Source organism: Microcoleus sp. FACHB-68 (genome assembly GCF_014695715.1).
GTDB lineage: Bacteria > Cyanobacteriota > Cyanobacteriia > Cyanobacteriales > Oscillatoriaceae > FACHB-68.
This window is the reverse complement of the sequence record NZ_JACJOT010000004.1, coordinates 44,081-59,303: the sequence shown is the minus strand read 5'-3', so window position 1 is coordinate 59,303 and position 15,223 is coordinate 44,081. Positions and strand designations below refer to the sequence as shown.

Here is a 15,223-nt window from a genome sequence, read left to right as displayed (position 1 = left end):
GAGCTAACTTGGGTATTGAACCCATTAGCCACGGACAAGTACATACATTTCAAATTGCGATACCAGACTCTCAGAAACAAGAGATATCACTGAAAAGACGTCAGGTATTAGAGGATAGCCTTACTGAATACAAAACTAATTTAGTTCCTGTCATTGTGCGTCATACTGAAGCGTATAGTGAGGAAGAAGAGTATGAGGTTGTATACGGCGCTGATTGGTGTTTTGTTGCTAAGGAACTTGACATCGAGAGGCTATGGGTTTGGGTTTTTGATATGAGTGATGAGCAAGCCACTGCTACAAAAGCAGAGATGGAGCAGTTGGCAGGCGTCTCATTAAGTGATCAAAAAATTGAGCTAGAACAACCTAAACAAGTTACAGAGAATGGAGCTGAGACAGAAACAATTGACATGGAGAACTTACTAGATAAAAAGTTGCAACCTCTCCATTCTCAGCTTAACCAACTACTTTCCAAACCGGCAAGTAGTGCCGGCAATTCTTTTGAAGGCAAACTAAGCGACATTGAGAACACAATTTCTCATTTAACATCTACGGTTGATCGGCTTGCCGAAGCGGTTCAAAAACTAATAGAACCGCCAGCAAACTTCGCACCAACAGCAGCAAAAATTACACCAAAAGCAGCAAAAATTGATTTACAGTTAGCTACGCAAGAAGACGTTGATAGAGCATTGAAAGAGGTAGGCGCAACTGATAATCAGAGGAAAGCAGCCTGGAAAGCAATTGAATATTGGAAGGCATCGACTCAAGGCTTAAATTGGCGTAATCTTGAAAAATCAGCTAGGGGAAAGGAAGGTAAAATTAAAGGTTTTGCTGATAAGACTTACGACAAGCTAAAAGAGGTTGCAGATATATCTGTTTAGTCAATAGGGAGGTGTCACGATTATTTATTGAGCCGCTCTCTATTTTCTATAGATTTGCACTTAGGAAGTTATTTGGTTATTAAACAAACCAATTGTGCCGCCGGCTCAGCATTTGGATCAAGAATAAAAATTTGATTCTCCTGGCACAATTCCTCAATCAATTGCTCAACCTGTGTATTTTCTACTAAAGGAAACTGATCCAAGGCATTTTGAATCAGAATCTGACATCCCATCATTTGTTGAGTTTTCACTAAATTCAACAAAAATTCCTTAACATCATGGAAGGGTTGAGCAAGTTCTTTCCGCACAACCGGCTTTTGTTGGTTAATACTAGAAGTGCCGGCAACTCCTGTAATCTGAGTAGAACCGCTAAAAACACCGAGACTCTGCAATAAAGGACAATCCCGCAAAATTTTAGATTTGCGAATTAAAGCTTCTAAATCGCTCAAGCTAGGAGTATGATCTCCTACCACTAATTCGCCGGCACACGCAGCATTTACCAAGCTGTGATAAGTTGCTAAATAGTGAACCGAAGTCATATCTGGAATGATGTGTCGGTTGCGGTAGCCGGTGAAAATTTGATTGTAGAGTTTGTAGCCTTGATTATTTGGAGTCCCCACCCCTTCAGCACGAATTAAGTGTATAGTTTGGCAGAGATTTTGCTTAAGTGCCTTCTGACAAGCTTTCATCAAATTGCAGAAACTTATCAGGTTCGGTTCTTCTGTCCAAACAACGCCAATTCTCCCCAATTGCACCGGCAGATGATAGCTAAGAGAATAACTTGCATAAGTTGGACTTGGTAAAAGTTTCGTCTGAATTCCGTGAACTTGCAGCGCATTGAGCGCTTCTCGCAACATCTGAATCAATTCGGGTGCTGAAAATTTACGGATTCGAGAAATTTTTTCCTGAGTTTTGTTAAATTCCTTGAGCCACACTAATTGAAACGCTGCAAACGGATCTATCGGCGTACTATTGACATCTAAATCAAATTCAGTTGATCCATCAAACCCTTCAATTTTTGCTTCTTGAAATAGCTGCCGACCTAACATTAAAACATAGCGTGGGCGAGTTTTTCCCCCAGGAAATTTATCTTCTAAATGTTGACGATTTAACGGATAAATTGACGAAGAAAGTAGAGAATTTGCTTGCCGATGTAGTGAATACAGCCGACTCGCCCATAACGTTTCCGCTTGATCTAAAGTAATTGGTTGCAAGCGAATTGGTAAATCAATTCGAGCTTGATCTGCTTGTTGAATCCGTTTAGAATTTTGCTTCCATGTATTTGTAACAATACTAATAATTACTAAAAAATTTTTTAACTTCTGATTGTGAATAATTGAATTCACATTAAACAAAGCTTGTAAATTAATAAATCCATCTAACGCCCGATCAATATTATCTAAATTATCAAAACATAGGACAATGGGCTGAGTTGCTGCAGAAATTTTTCCAAAATTACCCAAAATTTTCAGCGCGATTTCTTCAGTTTCAATTGCACGTTTTACTTTTAAAGCCTTGAGCGTTTCTTCATCCAAATCGTCGCCTTTCAACCACTCACAGGCTAAAGGATACATTTCGGGATTTGTTAAATCATAAAGCACACCAAAAAATTCATTGGCATTGTAAATACCGCTGGGAAAAACTCCCTTTAAATTATGGATAAACAGGTTTCTTTCACCGAGTAGCTGCTTCATTAAACCTTCGTCTCTAAAAGCAGATAAACTCTTCAACCAAAGTAATAGCTGAGATTCTTGCCGGCCCTCTGGTACATACATCAAACTATCAACTGTATTTCTGAGGGTATGACGCCAGATAAAATCACTGTCTGGCCAAGGCCCAATATAGGCAAAAAAAGCTTTTGAGTTGAGTAACTTTTTCAGCCGGCCTAATAGATAACTTTTCCCAGAACCCGAATCGCCGGCAAGCAAAATCGTGCGCGTCCGGTGATCTTGCGCCACTTTATCAAGAAGTTCTTCAATATCACTTACAACTTCTTGATGAATCGAATCAACCGTTAATGCAGGATCTTGTTCCTCCTGCCAAAAATTACCGGGTCTAAAAGTCGTTGAGTCAAAAGGATTCACAGCTTGCCGAATGATTTGATGAATAAATGCCACACCCATACCTCTCGATAGTGAAGAATTTCTCGTTACTAAGCTTTAGTTTAATAACGTCTGGAGAAAGGCTTTGCTTCTCCTTCTTCTTTCCCAATTGCCGCCTTCCTATCTGATTTTCTTCAATCTAGTGGAATCGAGATTTTTTCTCACTCATCTGTTCTGGCCGCATAAACTAATTGATCTTCTAACTTGGCTTGCGGATCAAGAATTTTCACCTTATGATTTTCCTCACACAAATGTTCAATCAAAAGATTAACTTGAACTTCATTAACCTGAACAAACTGATTGAGTGTTTCTTGAATCAGGCGCTGTCGTGCTAAACATTGCTGGTTGAGTACCCGATTCAGCAGAAAATCCTCAACCGGCTGCCACTCCGCCTTATTTTCCTCGCTAATAACGAGAGGCGGAACAATTTCTAAATCTTGCAAAAGGGAACACTGATGTAAAATCTTAGATTCACGAATTAATCCTTCTAATTCTTGCAGATCGGGAGTTTGTTCACCCACCACTAAATCCCCAGAATAAGCATCATTCACCAAACTGTGATACGTTGCAAGATACTGCACTGAAAACAAATCTGGCATAAAGTGATTGTGGTGAGACTCTGTGAAAAGTTGCGTGTAAAGTTTATATCCTAAATTACTGGGAGTCCCAACGCCTTCAAACCGAATGAGGTGCAAGGATTGACACAGCTTCTCATCCACAGCTTCTTGACAAATTTTGATCAAGTTACAAAATTTAGTCATATTTTGGTCTTCACTCCAAACCACCCCAATTCGTTCAGAATGACCGGGAAGTTGATAGCTAAGAGAATAGCTGGCATAGGTTCGACTCGGCAAAAGTCGTGGTTGAATTTCTTCAACCTGCAACGCCGCTAAGGCTTCTGCCAACATTTGAATTAATTCGGGTGAAGAGAATTGACGAATTCGAGAAATTCGCTGCTGAGTTTGATTTAATTTCCGCAACCATACTAATTTAAATGCCGCTAAGGAATCAAAAGACTCCTCAACAACCGGCTGCACTTGAACGGGAGGCGCTACAGTTTCAGGAACTTGAGAATGTGAATTTTCAGGAGGAACAATTGGCGAAACAATTGGCGGATTGTCATAACGAACCAATCCAACTTTACAATCTTGAAATAACTGCCGGCCTAAAATTAGCACATTTCTTGGTCTCGTTTTCCCCCCAGGAAATTTCTCTTCTAGCACTTGCCTGGTTAAGGGATAAATCGCAGACGGAGGCGGGGGAGACGCTTGCCGGTGTAAAATATGCAGCCGGCTTTTCCAAAGTGCTTCCGATTGATCTAAGGTAATTTGTTTGAGTTTAATCACCGCATCAACCCGATCTTTATCTGTCGGTTGAACGCGATGAGAATTTTGCCGCCAAGTATCAGTAATAATGCTGATCATGACGAGAAAATTTTTCAGCTTTTGATTGTGAATCACCGAATTCACGCTAAACAATGTTTGCAGATCGATGCCTCCATCTGGCAAACGCGCAATATTATCTAACTGATCAAAACACAACACAATTGGCTGAGTTTCCGCCGCAATTCTGCCAAAGTTGGCTAAAATTTTCTGTGCGGCATCTTCTGTTTCAATCGAATGTTGTACCCGCAGCAATTTTAAACTATCCTCATCTAAATCATCGCCCCGTAACCACTCACAGGCGAGGCTAGATAATTTAGGATTCGTTAAGTCATATAAAACCCCAAAAAACTCAGCAGCATTGTAGATGCCGGCAGGATAAGCTTCTCTCAGATTGCGAATGAAAATTTGCCGATCACCCCGGATGAGGTCGATAATGCTGCGTTGTTTAAACTCCGATAGCCCTTTCAGCCAAATCAATAATTGAGAGTCTTCTTGCCCTTCAGGAACCTCCAACAAACTATCAACCGTGTAGCGCAGAATATGCCGCCAAATATAATCGCTGGCGGTAAATGGCTCAATATAGACAAAAAAGGCTTTCGGATTCAAAATGCGTTTGATCCGGCCTAATAAATAAGTTTTACCGGAGCCGGTTTCGCCTTCTAACATCATCGTGCGCGTGCGATTATCTCCCGCAACTTGAGCCAAAAGTTGTTCAATTTCAGCAACCGCATCTTGATGAATTGACTCCACCGTGAGGGCGGGATCTTGTTGTTCTTGCCAAAAGTTACCCGACCAAAATGTTTCAGCGTCAAAGGGGTTAGGTTCTCTTTGAATAATCAGATCGATAGATGCCATAGGAGTTGTTAAGAGTAAAGAGTGAAGATTTAGGTTTCTGTCTTTTATTTTTGGCAGTTTATCCTAGATAAAAGACCTCAGATTACTTTAAAGCACGATAATGAAAAACAGTGGCCCTCCCACATCTTGGGGAATACCGGCTTCAATTTGTTCGGGTGTGTAGGCAATCGCTTCTTGCAACGAACTTAATTCTATTTTGTCATTGCGTTGTAACCGATAAAGCATCTGATTTAACTCATTTCCAGACATCTGCGATTGTAACTTTTGCCGCAGTTGAAAAATTGGCAAATAATTTTCTGTAGCAAGTTCCCTATCTAAATCGCGAATCATTTGTAAAATATCCGCATCACTTAACGGGTTTACCACTGCCGGCGGTGCTTCTCTTTTTTCCTCAACTAAAGGGTGGGAACCTGCCTCTTTTTTTAACGGGAGGTGAGGAGGAAGTTCTTGCTCATTTTGTGGCAATGCTGTCGGCTTCTCTCGCAAGGATTTCCGCAAAAAGCGCAAGTAATGAGTGAGCAAATCCAAACTAATCACAGGTGTGGTTCCGCTGGGGTTGCACTCGTCTTGCAGATACTCCAAACCTCGCTGTGTCAGCCAAACTTCATTAATTTGCGTTTTCTCTGCCTTAATTAAACCCCGTTCTGCTAAACCGTGGATGATTGCCTGCCGGCTATCCGCGCTAAGCCCAGTTTGCGCCGGCGTGATGCTAGACTCGGCGCAAGCCTTAAGCACCTGAACTTCTGCCTCGGCGATCGGCAGCCGTGTGGTGTCTAATTTGAGCAGCGACTTCCCAGGCGGGGCGATTGACAGTTGCAGAACCTCACAGCTATAAGCCACTAACTCGCGATCGCACAGGTTGCGGCAGATGCTATCTCGTTCTGCGGCTTTCGTTTGAGGATTGGGCTTAATTTTGCTAATCGGTGCCCGGTAATCGGGAAAACCTAATAACTCTAACAGAAACTTCAGCTCAAGCACGTCCATCAAATCACCCTTGCCTGACTCACAACTACGCCCAAATCCTAGTTTAGATTGCAGCGATCTCCAATTGAGGCTAGTGAGCTTGTCGGCTTAAATAATAAATTTAATTAAATATTTATCAAGATTTCTTAATCAACTGCTATGCCATCTCAGGCAGGAGAAAAACGCTGCCGGTAGAATCCGCAACCAAGTTTGCAAGGCGAGTGCCGGCATCCACCCTCGCGCCTGCAGCTAATTAAAGGCATCTGTTGCAAATAAGTTGATGAATGCGATTCTCCCTAAGACACACTTCGCCAGAGTCACCGGCACATATCGGCAATAATATTTTAGATAAAATCACTATTTGTCTGCTTCGTATCCCCGGCTATTTTAACAAATCCGAAACATATAATATAAAATCCGGATGAATCAACCTCGTTGTAAATACGCTTGCATAAAGCTGAAAGTCTTGCTTTATATAGTTTTCAAGCCTTAAAATTCCAGCCAAAATCTAACAACGAAAATCAATATGACAGGAGTTCTCAACTTAAATATTACAGAAACCCGTGAACACCTTAAAACACTGCTCACCCAACAAAAAACCGCTCAAGGTAAAGAAAGAGTTCAAGCACTGTACCTCTTAAAAATTGGCCAAGTCAAAACGGTTCAAGACTTGGCAGTTGCCTTGGGTAGGAATCGAGTTACCCTGCAACGGTGGTTACAAAAGTACAGATCCGAAGGACTCGACGGCTTGCTAGAGGTAAAAAAAAGCCAAGGTAGAAAGCCGGCTATCCCGAAAGAGGTAATGGAACATCTGCAAAAACGACTACACGAATCCCCAGCATTTCACAGTTATGGAGAAGTCAAAATTTGGTTACAAGAACAATGTGGTGTCGAAGCTTCTTACAAAGTCGTGCATGAAGCCGTTCGTTACAGGCTCAAAGTGAACCTGAAACGCGCGAAACCCAGAAACCTTAGAAAAGCTGTTGGTAATCTGAAGGATTAAATGGGGATGGGGCATGGGGGATGGGGGATGGGGCATGGGGCAAGGCTTCGCCAACCTAAAGGTATGGGCATGGGGCATGGCTTCGCCAACCTAAAGGTAGGGGCATGGTGAATAAATAATAAAGAATGCTCATCCCTCCCCCATTCTCTAACTCTCCCACTCTCCCTCCCAGCGTTCCTCCCCGCCGGCATCGTCCCAAAGGTGGATGGGTGAGCAAGAGGCACAATGGAAAATAGAGGCAATCCTTGGCATTTCACATTACCTCTATGAGTTTTAGTCTATTTGACCTGTTTTGGGTGTTTATCGCCCTTGCCTCCTTACAGCCGGCATTCCAAAAACGTTCTCTAGAATCCCGTCGCGTCCAAGCACTCAGACAATTTGAGCAAGATCGCAACAGTCGCGTTATCTTCCTCATTCACCGGCAAGAATCGATCAGCCTTCTTGGTATTCCCCTGTCGCGCTACATCAGCATCGAAGACTCAGAGCAAGTCTTGCGTGCAATTCGCCTCACGCCGCCTGATGTCCCCATCGATCTGATTCTGCACACCCCAGGCGGCTTAGTCCTAGCCACCGAACAAATTGCAAGAGCTTTAATTCGCCACAAAGCCAAAGTCACTGTCTTTGTGCCCCACTATGCCATGAGCGGCGGCACTATGCTGGCACTTGCTGCCGATGAAATCATCATGGACGAAAACGCCGTTTTAGGGCCGGTTGATCCGCAACTCGGCAACTTCCCCGCCGCCAGTATTCTTAAAGTCGTTGAAGACAAACCCATCGGTGAAATTGACGACCAAACGCTGATCATGGCAGACTTGTCGCGCAAGGCAATTCGGCAAGTGCAGCGGTTCGTGCGGACTTTGCTCGAAGATAGTTTCCCCCAGCAGAAAACTGCCCCAGAAAACATCGACAACATCATCGAAAAACTAACCACCGGCCAAATCACTCACGACTGCCCAATTTCGGTTGAGGAAGCCACCGAACTGGGATTGCCCGTCACCGTTGGTTTACCCACCTCCATTTACTCACTCATGGATCTCTATCCCCAACCCCAAGGTGGCCGGCCAACCGTACAATACATTCCCATGCCTTATCAACCCCGTCCCGCCTTGCCCCAGCCACAAACTCAGCCGGCATCGTCGCTGAAGGGGAGTTCTTAGTCCTGAGTCCTGAGTGCTGAGTCCTGAGTGAGGGAGGAAGAGTGGGAGAGTGGGAGAGTGGGAGAGTATTCTCTACTATTTATTCACGATGCCCCATGCCCCTACCTTTAGGTTGGCGAAGCCTTGCCCCTACCTTTAGGTTGGCGAAGCCTTGACCCATTCCCCATGCCCCATTCCCCAATGAACATTCTGATGCTTTCCTCGACCTTCCCTTACCCGCCTAGCCGGGGAGGCACTGAACTGAGAACGTTTAACCTGCTCAAATACCTCAACCGGCACCATCATGTCACGCTGGTGACACAGCGCCACGCAGACGTTCAGGATGTGGAAGTTGAAGAACTGCGCCGATGGGTGAGCGATCTGGCGATCTTTCCCTTGCCGGCAGCATCCCAGCCGCAACCAGGACTGATCGGCATCTCTGGCAAGGTGGGACGCTTTCTCACTTCAATGGTTAAAGTGACACCGCCTAACGTCCTGTATCGCTACTCGCCGGCAATGCAGGCTTGGGTGGATAATTATCTGCAAACCGGCCACTGTGATGTGATTACTTGCGAGCATAGCGTGAATGAAATCTACATCAAGCCCCAGTTTCGCAACTCGGTTCGCACCGTCGTCAATATTCACAGTTCTGTCTCTGGCTGGATTCGCAGCCATCTGGAAATGGGAGCTTCTCCCAATCCTCTGCGGGATCGCCTTTATCTGAATTTGTTATTAGAACGCTACGAAAAACGCTATTGCTCTAAATTTACTCAAATAGTTGTTACTACAGAAGACGATAAAAGTCAAGTTAAAAAATTCTGCGCCGGCACTTCCATTGAAGTAATCCCCAACGGCGTAGATTTAGAGCTATTTCCCTATCGTTCTCACGATCCGGGTAATCATCGGCTGGTGTTTGTCGGGGCGATGGACGCCTCGCACAATATTGATGCGGCGCGATTCTTTGCGCTAGACGTGCTGCCGGTGTTGCAACAGCGCTATCCTGACGCCACCTTTAGCATCGTGGGGACAAGACCAACTCCGGAGGTTTTGGCACTCGCCAGCCGGCCTGGAGTGACCGTCACAGGGAGTGTCCCTTCCATCGCCGAACAATTGCATCAAGCCAGCATTTGCGTGATCCCCCTGCGAACCGGCTACGGGATCAAGAACAAAACCCTAGAAGCGATGGCAGCCGGAGTGCCGGTGGTGAGCGGAGATCGCGGCTTGGAAGGGTTAGATGTAAAGATGAATGAACCCGTCAAGGCATTGCGTGCAAACCGGGTAGAGGAGTATATTGCTGCCATCAGCCGGCTGTTTGAAGATGGCCGACTTAGAGAGCAGCTGTCTCGCAATGCGCGAGCACTGATCGAAACGGAATATACTTGGGAAGCTGTCGGTCAACGCTATGAAAAAGTTTTGAGTGTTGTTAAGTGCTAGTTGCTCAGTGCCGGTTGTGAATTGCCAGTCAATCACAAGCCCCTAGCTCCAGCGCCCAAATGCCCCTAGCCATTCGCCATTCGCCGATGAAGAACAACCTGCGCCACATGACTGCTAAGCTGCCACAGACATCAGAACTTCAAAAGCCCAGCAAAAAAGCGAGGCGAACTCGCAGCCAGCCGGTTTCTGTGAGAGGTTCCTTACCGGCACGCCTCGCCAAGCGTCGCAGATCGCCGGCAAAGCCGTGGAATTGGCCACCCGTGTTGGTGGCGCTAACCGCCTTTAGTAGTGGCATCAGCTTACTCGCTGGTGGGGCGTGGGTAAGCGTCCAGTTTATGATGAATCCCAATGCCTTTGCCGGCTTGAACGCCCAGTTGTTAGAGCCAACAGAATCCGCCCCGGCTGATGGCCAACCGATTGAAAGTTTAACGGCAATCCGGGCGCAACTTCAGCAAGAAGGCGTGCAGCCGGCACCCACCATTCCCCTCAAGGTTCCAGGTGCTGGGGCAAACGCACCGGCAGATTTGCTGATGCGACTCATGGTGGAAACTGCGCCGCCAAAGTCTTTAATTTGTCAGTCTCCTTGCCAGCAGCTATCAGAACTGAGAGTTTATCAGCCGGTGCCGGTTGCTGAGGCGAAAGATGCAAAAAACCGGCAAACCGAGCAATTTGTTCGCCTTGTTAGCCAAGTATCGTTAGAAGGGCCGGCAGAATCTTTTGTCATTGCTCCTCTTGTCCAATCTAAATCGAATCGGCAAGGTTCAAATCGCCCACAAGCACTGACTGCGTTAGAAGGGTTTAGGGGTGAACCGCCGGCAACCAAGGGGGTTTGGCTAAATTTAACGGGCTATCGGCGCGAAGGGGAAGCCACCATTGCTTACGGACAAGTTTTTCACTACAACCCAGAGCGCACCAACCTCAGCTTTATGGCGCAGTGGACTTCGACTGCCGGCAAACTTCCCGCTTGGCAAGAAGTCACCGGCGATGGCAACCCAGAATTGGTGGTGGATCAAAGCAATGGAATAGAACCGAAATTCGTGGTTTACCAGCTACAGTCACGAAATTTTCTGCCAAATCCCATTCAACTAGAAGAAATTTCCCTTAAAGAGGCGGTTTTAGATAAAAGCGAGCCGGCAGGTCTATCTTACAACCAAGCTCTACAGTTGGCGAGAATTGGCTTGTGGTCGCCGGCATTGAAGCAGATGGAAGCGGTGAAGCAGCGACGCATCCAGAGTAAACAAGAGTGGCCAGAAGCAGCGCAATCCCAGCTAGATGTTATTCAACTTCACGCCCAGATTGCCCAAACACAAGCAGACGCAGCCGAGACTGACCCTGCTCAAAAAGCATACAACGCCCTGTTAGATGGCCGATGGGAAGAAGCGCTCAAGATATTTGAGGCGGATTTAGATAACGCTAACTCGATTGCCATTGCCCTGAAAGCCGATAAAGGCCGGCTTTGGAAACGGGTGGAAGGGGCAATGAAAATCAATCCAGAAACAGCGGTGCGAGGTTGGGGGGCGCTGATTCTGGCGGCGCAACAAGGTAAACCGCAAGCCCAGGCATGGCTCAAACAGCAAACAGTGCCGGTTGGAGGCAGCCAAGACGCCTCTGGGGTACAAAGTGCTGAAATGTTGTTAGAACGCTTAGAGGTGGCGCTGTCTGAGTCAACGCTGATCAATCATCCCAGTCAAATTGTGGGTTCAGCAACACCCACGTTTGAGATTAATGGGGCAGATTGGCTGAAACCAAAACAGGACACCTCTCTGCAATTAAGTAAGGGTCAAGTTTGGTATCAGGTGCAAGTAGCCGGTTTTCATGACGGACAGCGCTGGTTGCGCGGGCTGTTTTCTAATTTACAAGTGCCTCGAATTGAGCCAGGGAGACGCTTGTGGCGGATTTTGGGGTTAAATTTAAATTCTCAAATCCAGGTTGCGGCTTGGATGCCAGATGGCACCCAAAAAACGGCGATGGCGACAGTGAAAGCGGTTTCCTTCAACAACGGGACGTTGCAGTTGTTGGCGGCAGGTGAGCCAATTCCGGGTGCGACACCGGCAGATAATTTAGGTGCCGGTGGGACGGTGCCTCGTCCTGTGGCTTTCACCGCCGACAAATTCCGCTGGTTAGAACCGGCCTCTATCACAATGACTGAGTTGAACCAGCAGCAGTCGAGTTGGGTGAGTGCTATTCTCAGCAACCTCTGGCGCGAATTACAGGCGGCAGGAAGCTTACCTGGAGGTTCGGTTCCCAGTTCTGAGGAAATGTTGCTAGAAAGTGGGAATTGGCAGGTGCAGTCAATCGATCTTAATGGCAATCAGGTGCCGGATGCTGTCCTAACGCTGCGCCCGGATCTTTATGCAAATTGGAACCAGTCAGGGGCATCAGTTGCCGGCAGCGACAATTCTTCTCGGACTCGGACGCTAATTTTTGATGACGCCGGCAAGCTGCTTTACAGTGAATTTACATCAGGTGCCGGTCAATCTCTCACCGGCTTCGCGGATCTCGAAGATGGAGGGCCGGTTGCTTTGGTGGTGGATGGCGCGAATGGTTACAGCTTGAAGCGTTGGGTGAGTGAAAAAAGCCGGTTTGAATAACATTTACCCTACTGCCGGCGACCCAACAATTGCTGTTGCCACACCCTTAAAAAGGCAAAAACTGGAAATTGATAATATTCAATAATCAGCCAGACAACACAAGTAAGATGGGTAAAAAAAGTTAACCCCGTCCAAAAAATGGGAAACCAAGAAAAGGGATCGTTGGGTAATGAGGGAAAATAGTAAGCAGCCAATCCGACTAATGTGGGCGGCAGTAGCACAAACGCAATCGCTGCTAACCCTGCACCCCAATCCAACTCAGCGCCGGCACGAGGCAAACCCTGCCAACGCTTGCCATTCCAATACCACGTCAACGGCAAGGAACTATCGGCCATTTTCAGCAACTGTTCTTCCAGGTTAGCGGTGAAAATGTGCCGGCAAAAGTTACAGGCAAAAGCATCCATTAACGCAATTTCTGATATCTCACCATGCCGGCATACAGGACAGCTATACACCCCTTGATAGCTGAGACTGCTTACTTCTGCAGAGGAACTGCCGGTATTTTTCTGATTGATTGGCTTGCTCATGACAACGTGCGCTACTATTCAAGAATTGGACAGGAAGTCAAGCATTCCCATCATTTCAGGATAGCTTAGGTTTTTGCTTCCTACTACCTCCCCAGAGAGAATTTGATTTTAAATTCTAGATTGGGAAAGGGAGAATAACTATAAATTGATAGCATTTCTATTTTTTTGTAGAGTTTAAATAGTATCTTTTAAATTAAGTGAAAATTTTAGAGTTACGCTAAATTATTTATGTAGCTTAAGAGAGCCGATGTTTATTAATCAGATAGGAGTGCTAAGCTGCTATTCATTTAATTTTTATGTCGAGATTGAGGGGGAGAGAGGGCTGTAGCAACGCAAGAGCGTGTGCGTCCTTTTCAACGGGCAGGAAGGGGTGGGATTTCGAGGCGATCCCCTAAAAGAGCGAATTAGATACGCGTTAGCTTATATTCAAGCCCTGAGAATTTATTAGACATCTCTAAAAATTAGTTATCAGCCCAGACAGGGTAAAGGTAGTGCGTTGCATCCGGACAAGCTGAAGCGCCGTTTTTTTAGATGCACAGGCACTTATGGCCCGTGCTGACAACTGGGTCGTTAGATAGCTTAAGTTTCCTGTGAAAACTTGATTGGAAGCCTGTCTGTGTTCCTCATCTCTAAGTGAGATAATATAGTTTTACAGCCAATGTATGGTTTAATATGAAGACAAAGGCTATACTATGCCAACTTAGCCACTGTACTGTTTTGTCCCAGTTTATGCGCTAAAAGAGTGTATATAGTACAGCCCAAATTGAACTTGTCCTACTTACAGAGCTTATAAAATGCTTGAAAATATTTCATTGAAGAACTTTAAAGCATTTAGTTCTTTAGAAGATTTAGACATTAAACCTATAACTATTTTGTCTGGCACAAATAGTTGTGGAAAAAGCTCTCTTTTGCAAAGCATTTTGCTGTTAAAACAAACTTTAGAAAGTCAAAGTTTAAACCAGACTCTCTTACTTAATGGGAGATTTGTGCGCTTGGGAACTTTTGAGAACATAATTTTTCAGAAGAAACCTGAGAACAAAGTAGAGTTGAAGTTCTCTTTTGCTATTCGTAGAGAAGATTTTCCTAAAAATTTAGGGAAGCGAATACTACCATTAACTATTTTTTTGAGAGAGCTATTTCCTTGGGAAAGTTCATCAAAAAATTCTCGTGATAAAGAAATTGAATATTTTATTTCCTACAAAGTAGTTCTAAAGACTATTAAAACTAAGTCTAAAAAATATAAATTAAAACCAGTTTTGATTGATGAAATTGAATTGATCACTAGGACGATAGGTAAAGAGAAAGAAGTGATGTCTGAGTCTTATATAAAAGCTAATCACAAAGATGGCGATTGTTATGATTTGTTTTGGGAAAATGTGAAAAAAAGATTTTATTATAGTAGAGCAAGTGAGGGTGATGCTGAAGAACTAGAAAATAAAGGCCAAAAAACAGTCGAAATTGAATTTTCAAATCTTTTTCCAACAGGCATTTCCTCTCAAGAAGCGGAAGAAGTTCGACCTAAATCATCTTCTTATAGAGACGCTTACATTGTGCTTCGGAGAGCAAATGATTTTTTACAGAGTTTGCTTAGCTCATACAGCTATATTGGACCTTTGAGAGAAGAGCCATCACGGAGATATATTTACGAAAATGAAATTATAGAAATTGGCAATAAAGGAGAAAATGCCGCATATATTTATTTATCAGAAAGTGAGCAATTAATTTCAGGACACTATTATTATAATTCTATAAATGACTCTTTTGAAAAGGAGGAGAAGAAGTTAAAACTTTCTGAAGCAGTTCAGAAGTGGTTAAATTTGATGAATATAAAGAAATTTAGCCCTGAACCACAACAAGAGATCATTTATTTGAATCTAAATGCAAGCCCACTAGATTCTACTCGTGTGAGTATTGCAGATGTTGGTTTTGGTGTTAGTCAAGTATTTCCTATTGTACTTGAAGGGCTACGGATGCCTAGAGGTAGTACCCTTTTACTTGAACAACCAGAAATTCATTTGCATCCAAATCTCCAAATGGATATGGCAGATTACTTCATTTCCCTAGCCCTTTCTGGGAAAAGGGTTATTGTTGAAACGCATAGTGATCACATAATTAATAGATTAGTAAGACGGATAGTTGAAGACGAAACTAGTCAGCTGAGCCAATTGATTAAAATTTATTTTGTTGGACTAACTGAGAATGGATCTTTATGCGAAGAGATATGTATTGATGAGACTCTTGGCATTGTGAACTGGCCTGACAGCTTTTTCGATCAAGTTGCAAAGGAGCAGCAGAAAATAATGCTTGCAGGTCTGAAGAAGAGAAAAGCTGCAAAGCATAAATAATACC

The 15,223-nt window shown here is 44.6% G+C and carries 10 protein-coding genes; 6 read left to right on the top strand and 4 right to left on the bottom strand.

The genetic code is table 11. The annotated features are described in order from the left end of the window. Positions 1-8: 8 nt before the first annotated feature. On the top strand, positions 9-878 hold the full coding sequence (locus tag H6F73_RS04030) for a hypothetical protein (protein ID WP_206754738.1): 870 nt from the start codon (positions 9-11) through the stop codon (positions 876-878). A 68-nt stretch (positions 879-946) separates the two neighbouring features. Here the strand turns inward: H6F73_RS04030 and H6F73_RS04025 are convergent, their stop codons facing one another. From H6F73_RS04025 to H6F73_RS04015, 3 genes are all read right to left on the bottom strand, one after another. Next, complete coding sequence (locus H6F73_RS04025; RefSeq protein ID WP_199330408.1) at positions 947-3,001, bottom strand: ATP-binding protein; 2,055 nt, start codon at positions 2,999-3,001, stop codon at positions 947-949. A 140-nt stretch (positions 3,002-3,141) separates the two neighbouring features. Beyond that, positions 3,142-5,220, bottom strand: coding sequence for an ATP-binding protein (locus tag H6F73_RS04020; protein ID WP_190757533.1), 2,079 nt, complete (start codon positions 5,218-5,220; stop codon positions 3,142-3,144). Positions 5,221-5,307: 87 nt separating this feature from the next. Continuing rightward, positions 5,308-6,204, bottom strand: coding sequence for a hypothetical protein (locus H6F73_RS04015; protein ID WP_190757532.1), 897 nt, complete (start codon positions 6,202-6,204; stop codon positions 5,308-5,310). Between the two features lie 505 nt (positions 6,205-6,709). Between H6F73_RS04015 and H6F73_RS04010 the strand changes: the two genes are divergently transcribed. The 4 genes from H6F73_RS04010 to H6F73_RS03995 all read left to right on the top strand — a co-directional run bounded on the left by H6F73_RS04010 (position 6,710) and on the right by H6F73_RS03995 (position 12,347). Beyond that, positions 6,710-7,186 carry a helix-turn-helix domain-containing protein gene (locus tag H6F73_RS04010; RefSeq protein WP_190757531.1) on the top strand — a complete coding sequence of 159 codons (477 nt, stop codon included), beginning with the start codon at positions 6,710-6,712 and terminating at the stop codon, positions 7,184-7,186. A 266-nt stretch (positions 7,187-7,452) separates the two neighbouring features. Continuing rightward, complete coding sequence (locus H6F73_RS04005; protein ID WP_190757530.1) at positions 7,453-8,343, top strand: ATP-dependent Clp protease proteolytic subunit; 891 nt, start codon at positions 7,453-7,455, stop codon at positions 8,341-8,343. Positions 8,344-8,523: 180 nt separating this feature from the next. Continuing rightward, positions 8,524-9,756 carry a glycosyltransferase family 4 protein gene (locus H6F73_RS04000; protein ID WP_190757553.1) on the top strand — a complete coding sequence of 411 codons (1,233 nt, stop codon included), beginning with the start codon at positions 8,524-8,526 and terminating at the stop codon, positions 9,754-9,756. 59 nt (positions 9,757-9,815) lie between these two features. Beyond that, a complete protein-coding gene (locus H6F73_RS03995; protein WP_190757529.1) occupies positions 9,816-12,347 on the top strand; it encodes a hypothetical protein in 2,532 nt (843 codons plus the stop codon). An 8-nt stretch (positions 12,348-12,355) separates the two neighbouring features. Here the strand turns inward: H6F73_RS03995 and H6F73_RS03990 are convergent, their stop codons facing one another. Continuing rightward, on the bottom strand, positions 12,356-12,874 hold the full coding sequence (locus H6F73_RS03990; RefSeq protein ID WP_199330407.1) for a hypothetical protein: 519 nt from the start codon (positions 12,872-12,874) through the stop codon (positions 12,356-12,358). A gap of 794 nt (positions 12,875-13,668) precedes the next feature. On the opposite strand from H6F73_RS03990, the gene H6F73_RS03985 reads away from it, so the two are divergent. After that, positions 13,669-15,219 carry an AAA family ATPase gene (locus tag H6F73_RS03985; protein WP_190757528.1) on the top strand — a complete coding sequence of 517 codons (1,551 nt, stop codon included), beginning with the start codon at positions 13,669-13,671 and terminating at the stop codon, positions 15,217-15,219. Positions 15,220-15,223: the final 4 nt, after the last annotated feature.

What these genes read in the sequence shown, in the direction of transcription:
- H6F73_RS04025 (WP_199330408.1), bottom strand. Translation starts at nt 3,001, where the DNA reads ATGGGTGTGGCATTTATTCATCAAATCATTCGGCAAGCTGTGAATCCT.
- H6F73_RS04020 (WP_190757533.1), bottom strand. Translation starts at nt 5,220, where the DNA reads ATGGCATCTATCGATCTGATTATTCAAAGAGAACCTAACCCCTTTGAC.
- H6F73_RS04015 (WP_190757532.1), bottom strand. Translation starts at nt 6,204, where the DNA reads ATGGACGTGCTTGAGCTGAAGTTTCTGTTAGAGTTATTAGGTTTTCCC.
- H6F73_RS04010 (WP_190757531.1), top strand. Translation starts at nt 6,710, where the DNA reads ATGACAGGAGTTCTCAACTTAAATATTACAGAAACCCGTGAACACCTT.
- H6F73_RS04005 (WP_190757530.1), top strand. Translation starts at nt 7,453, where the DNA reads ATGAGTTTTAGTCTATTTGACCTGTTTTGGGTGTTTATCGCCCTTGCC.
- H6F73_RS04000 (WP_190757553.1), top strand. Translation starts at nt 8,524, where the DNA reads ATGAACATTCTGATGCTTTCCTCGACCTTCCCTTACCCGCCTAGCCGG.
- H6F73_RS03995 (WP_190757529.1), top strand. Translation starts at nt 9,816, where the DNA reads ATGCCCCTAGCCATTCGCCATTCGCCGATGAAGAACAACCTGCGCCAC.
- H6F73_RS03990 (WP_199330407.1), bottom strand. Translation starts at nt 12,874, where the DNA reads ATGAGCAAGCCAATCAATCAGAAAAATACCGGCAGTTCCTCTGCAGAA.
- H6F73_RS03985 (WP_190757528.1), top strand. Translation starts at nt 13,669, where the DNA reads ATGCTTGAAAATATTTCATTGAAGAACTTTAAAGCATTTAGTTCTTTA.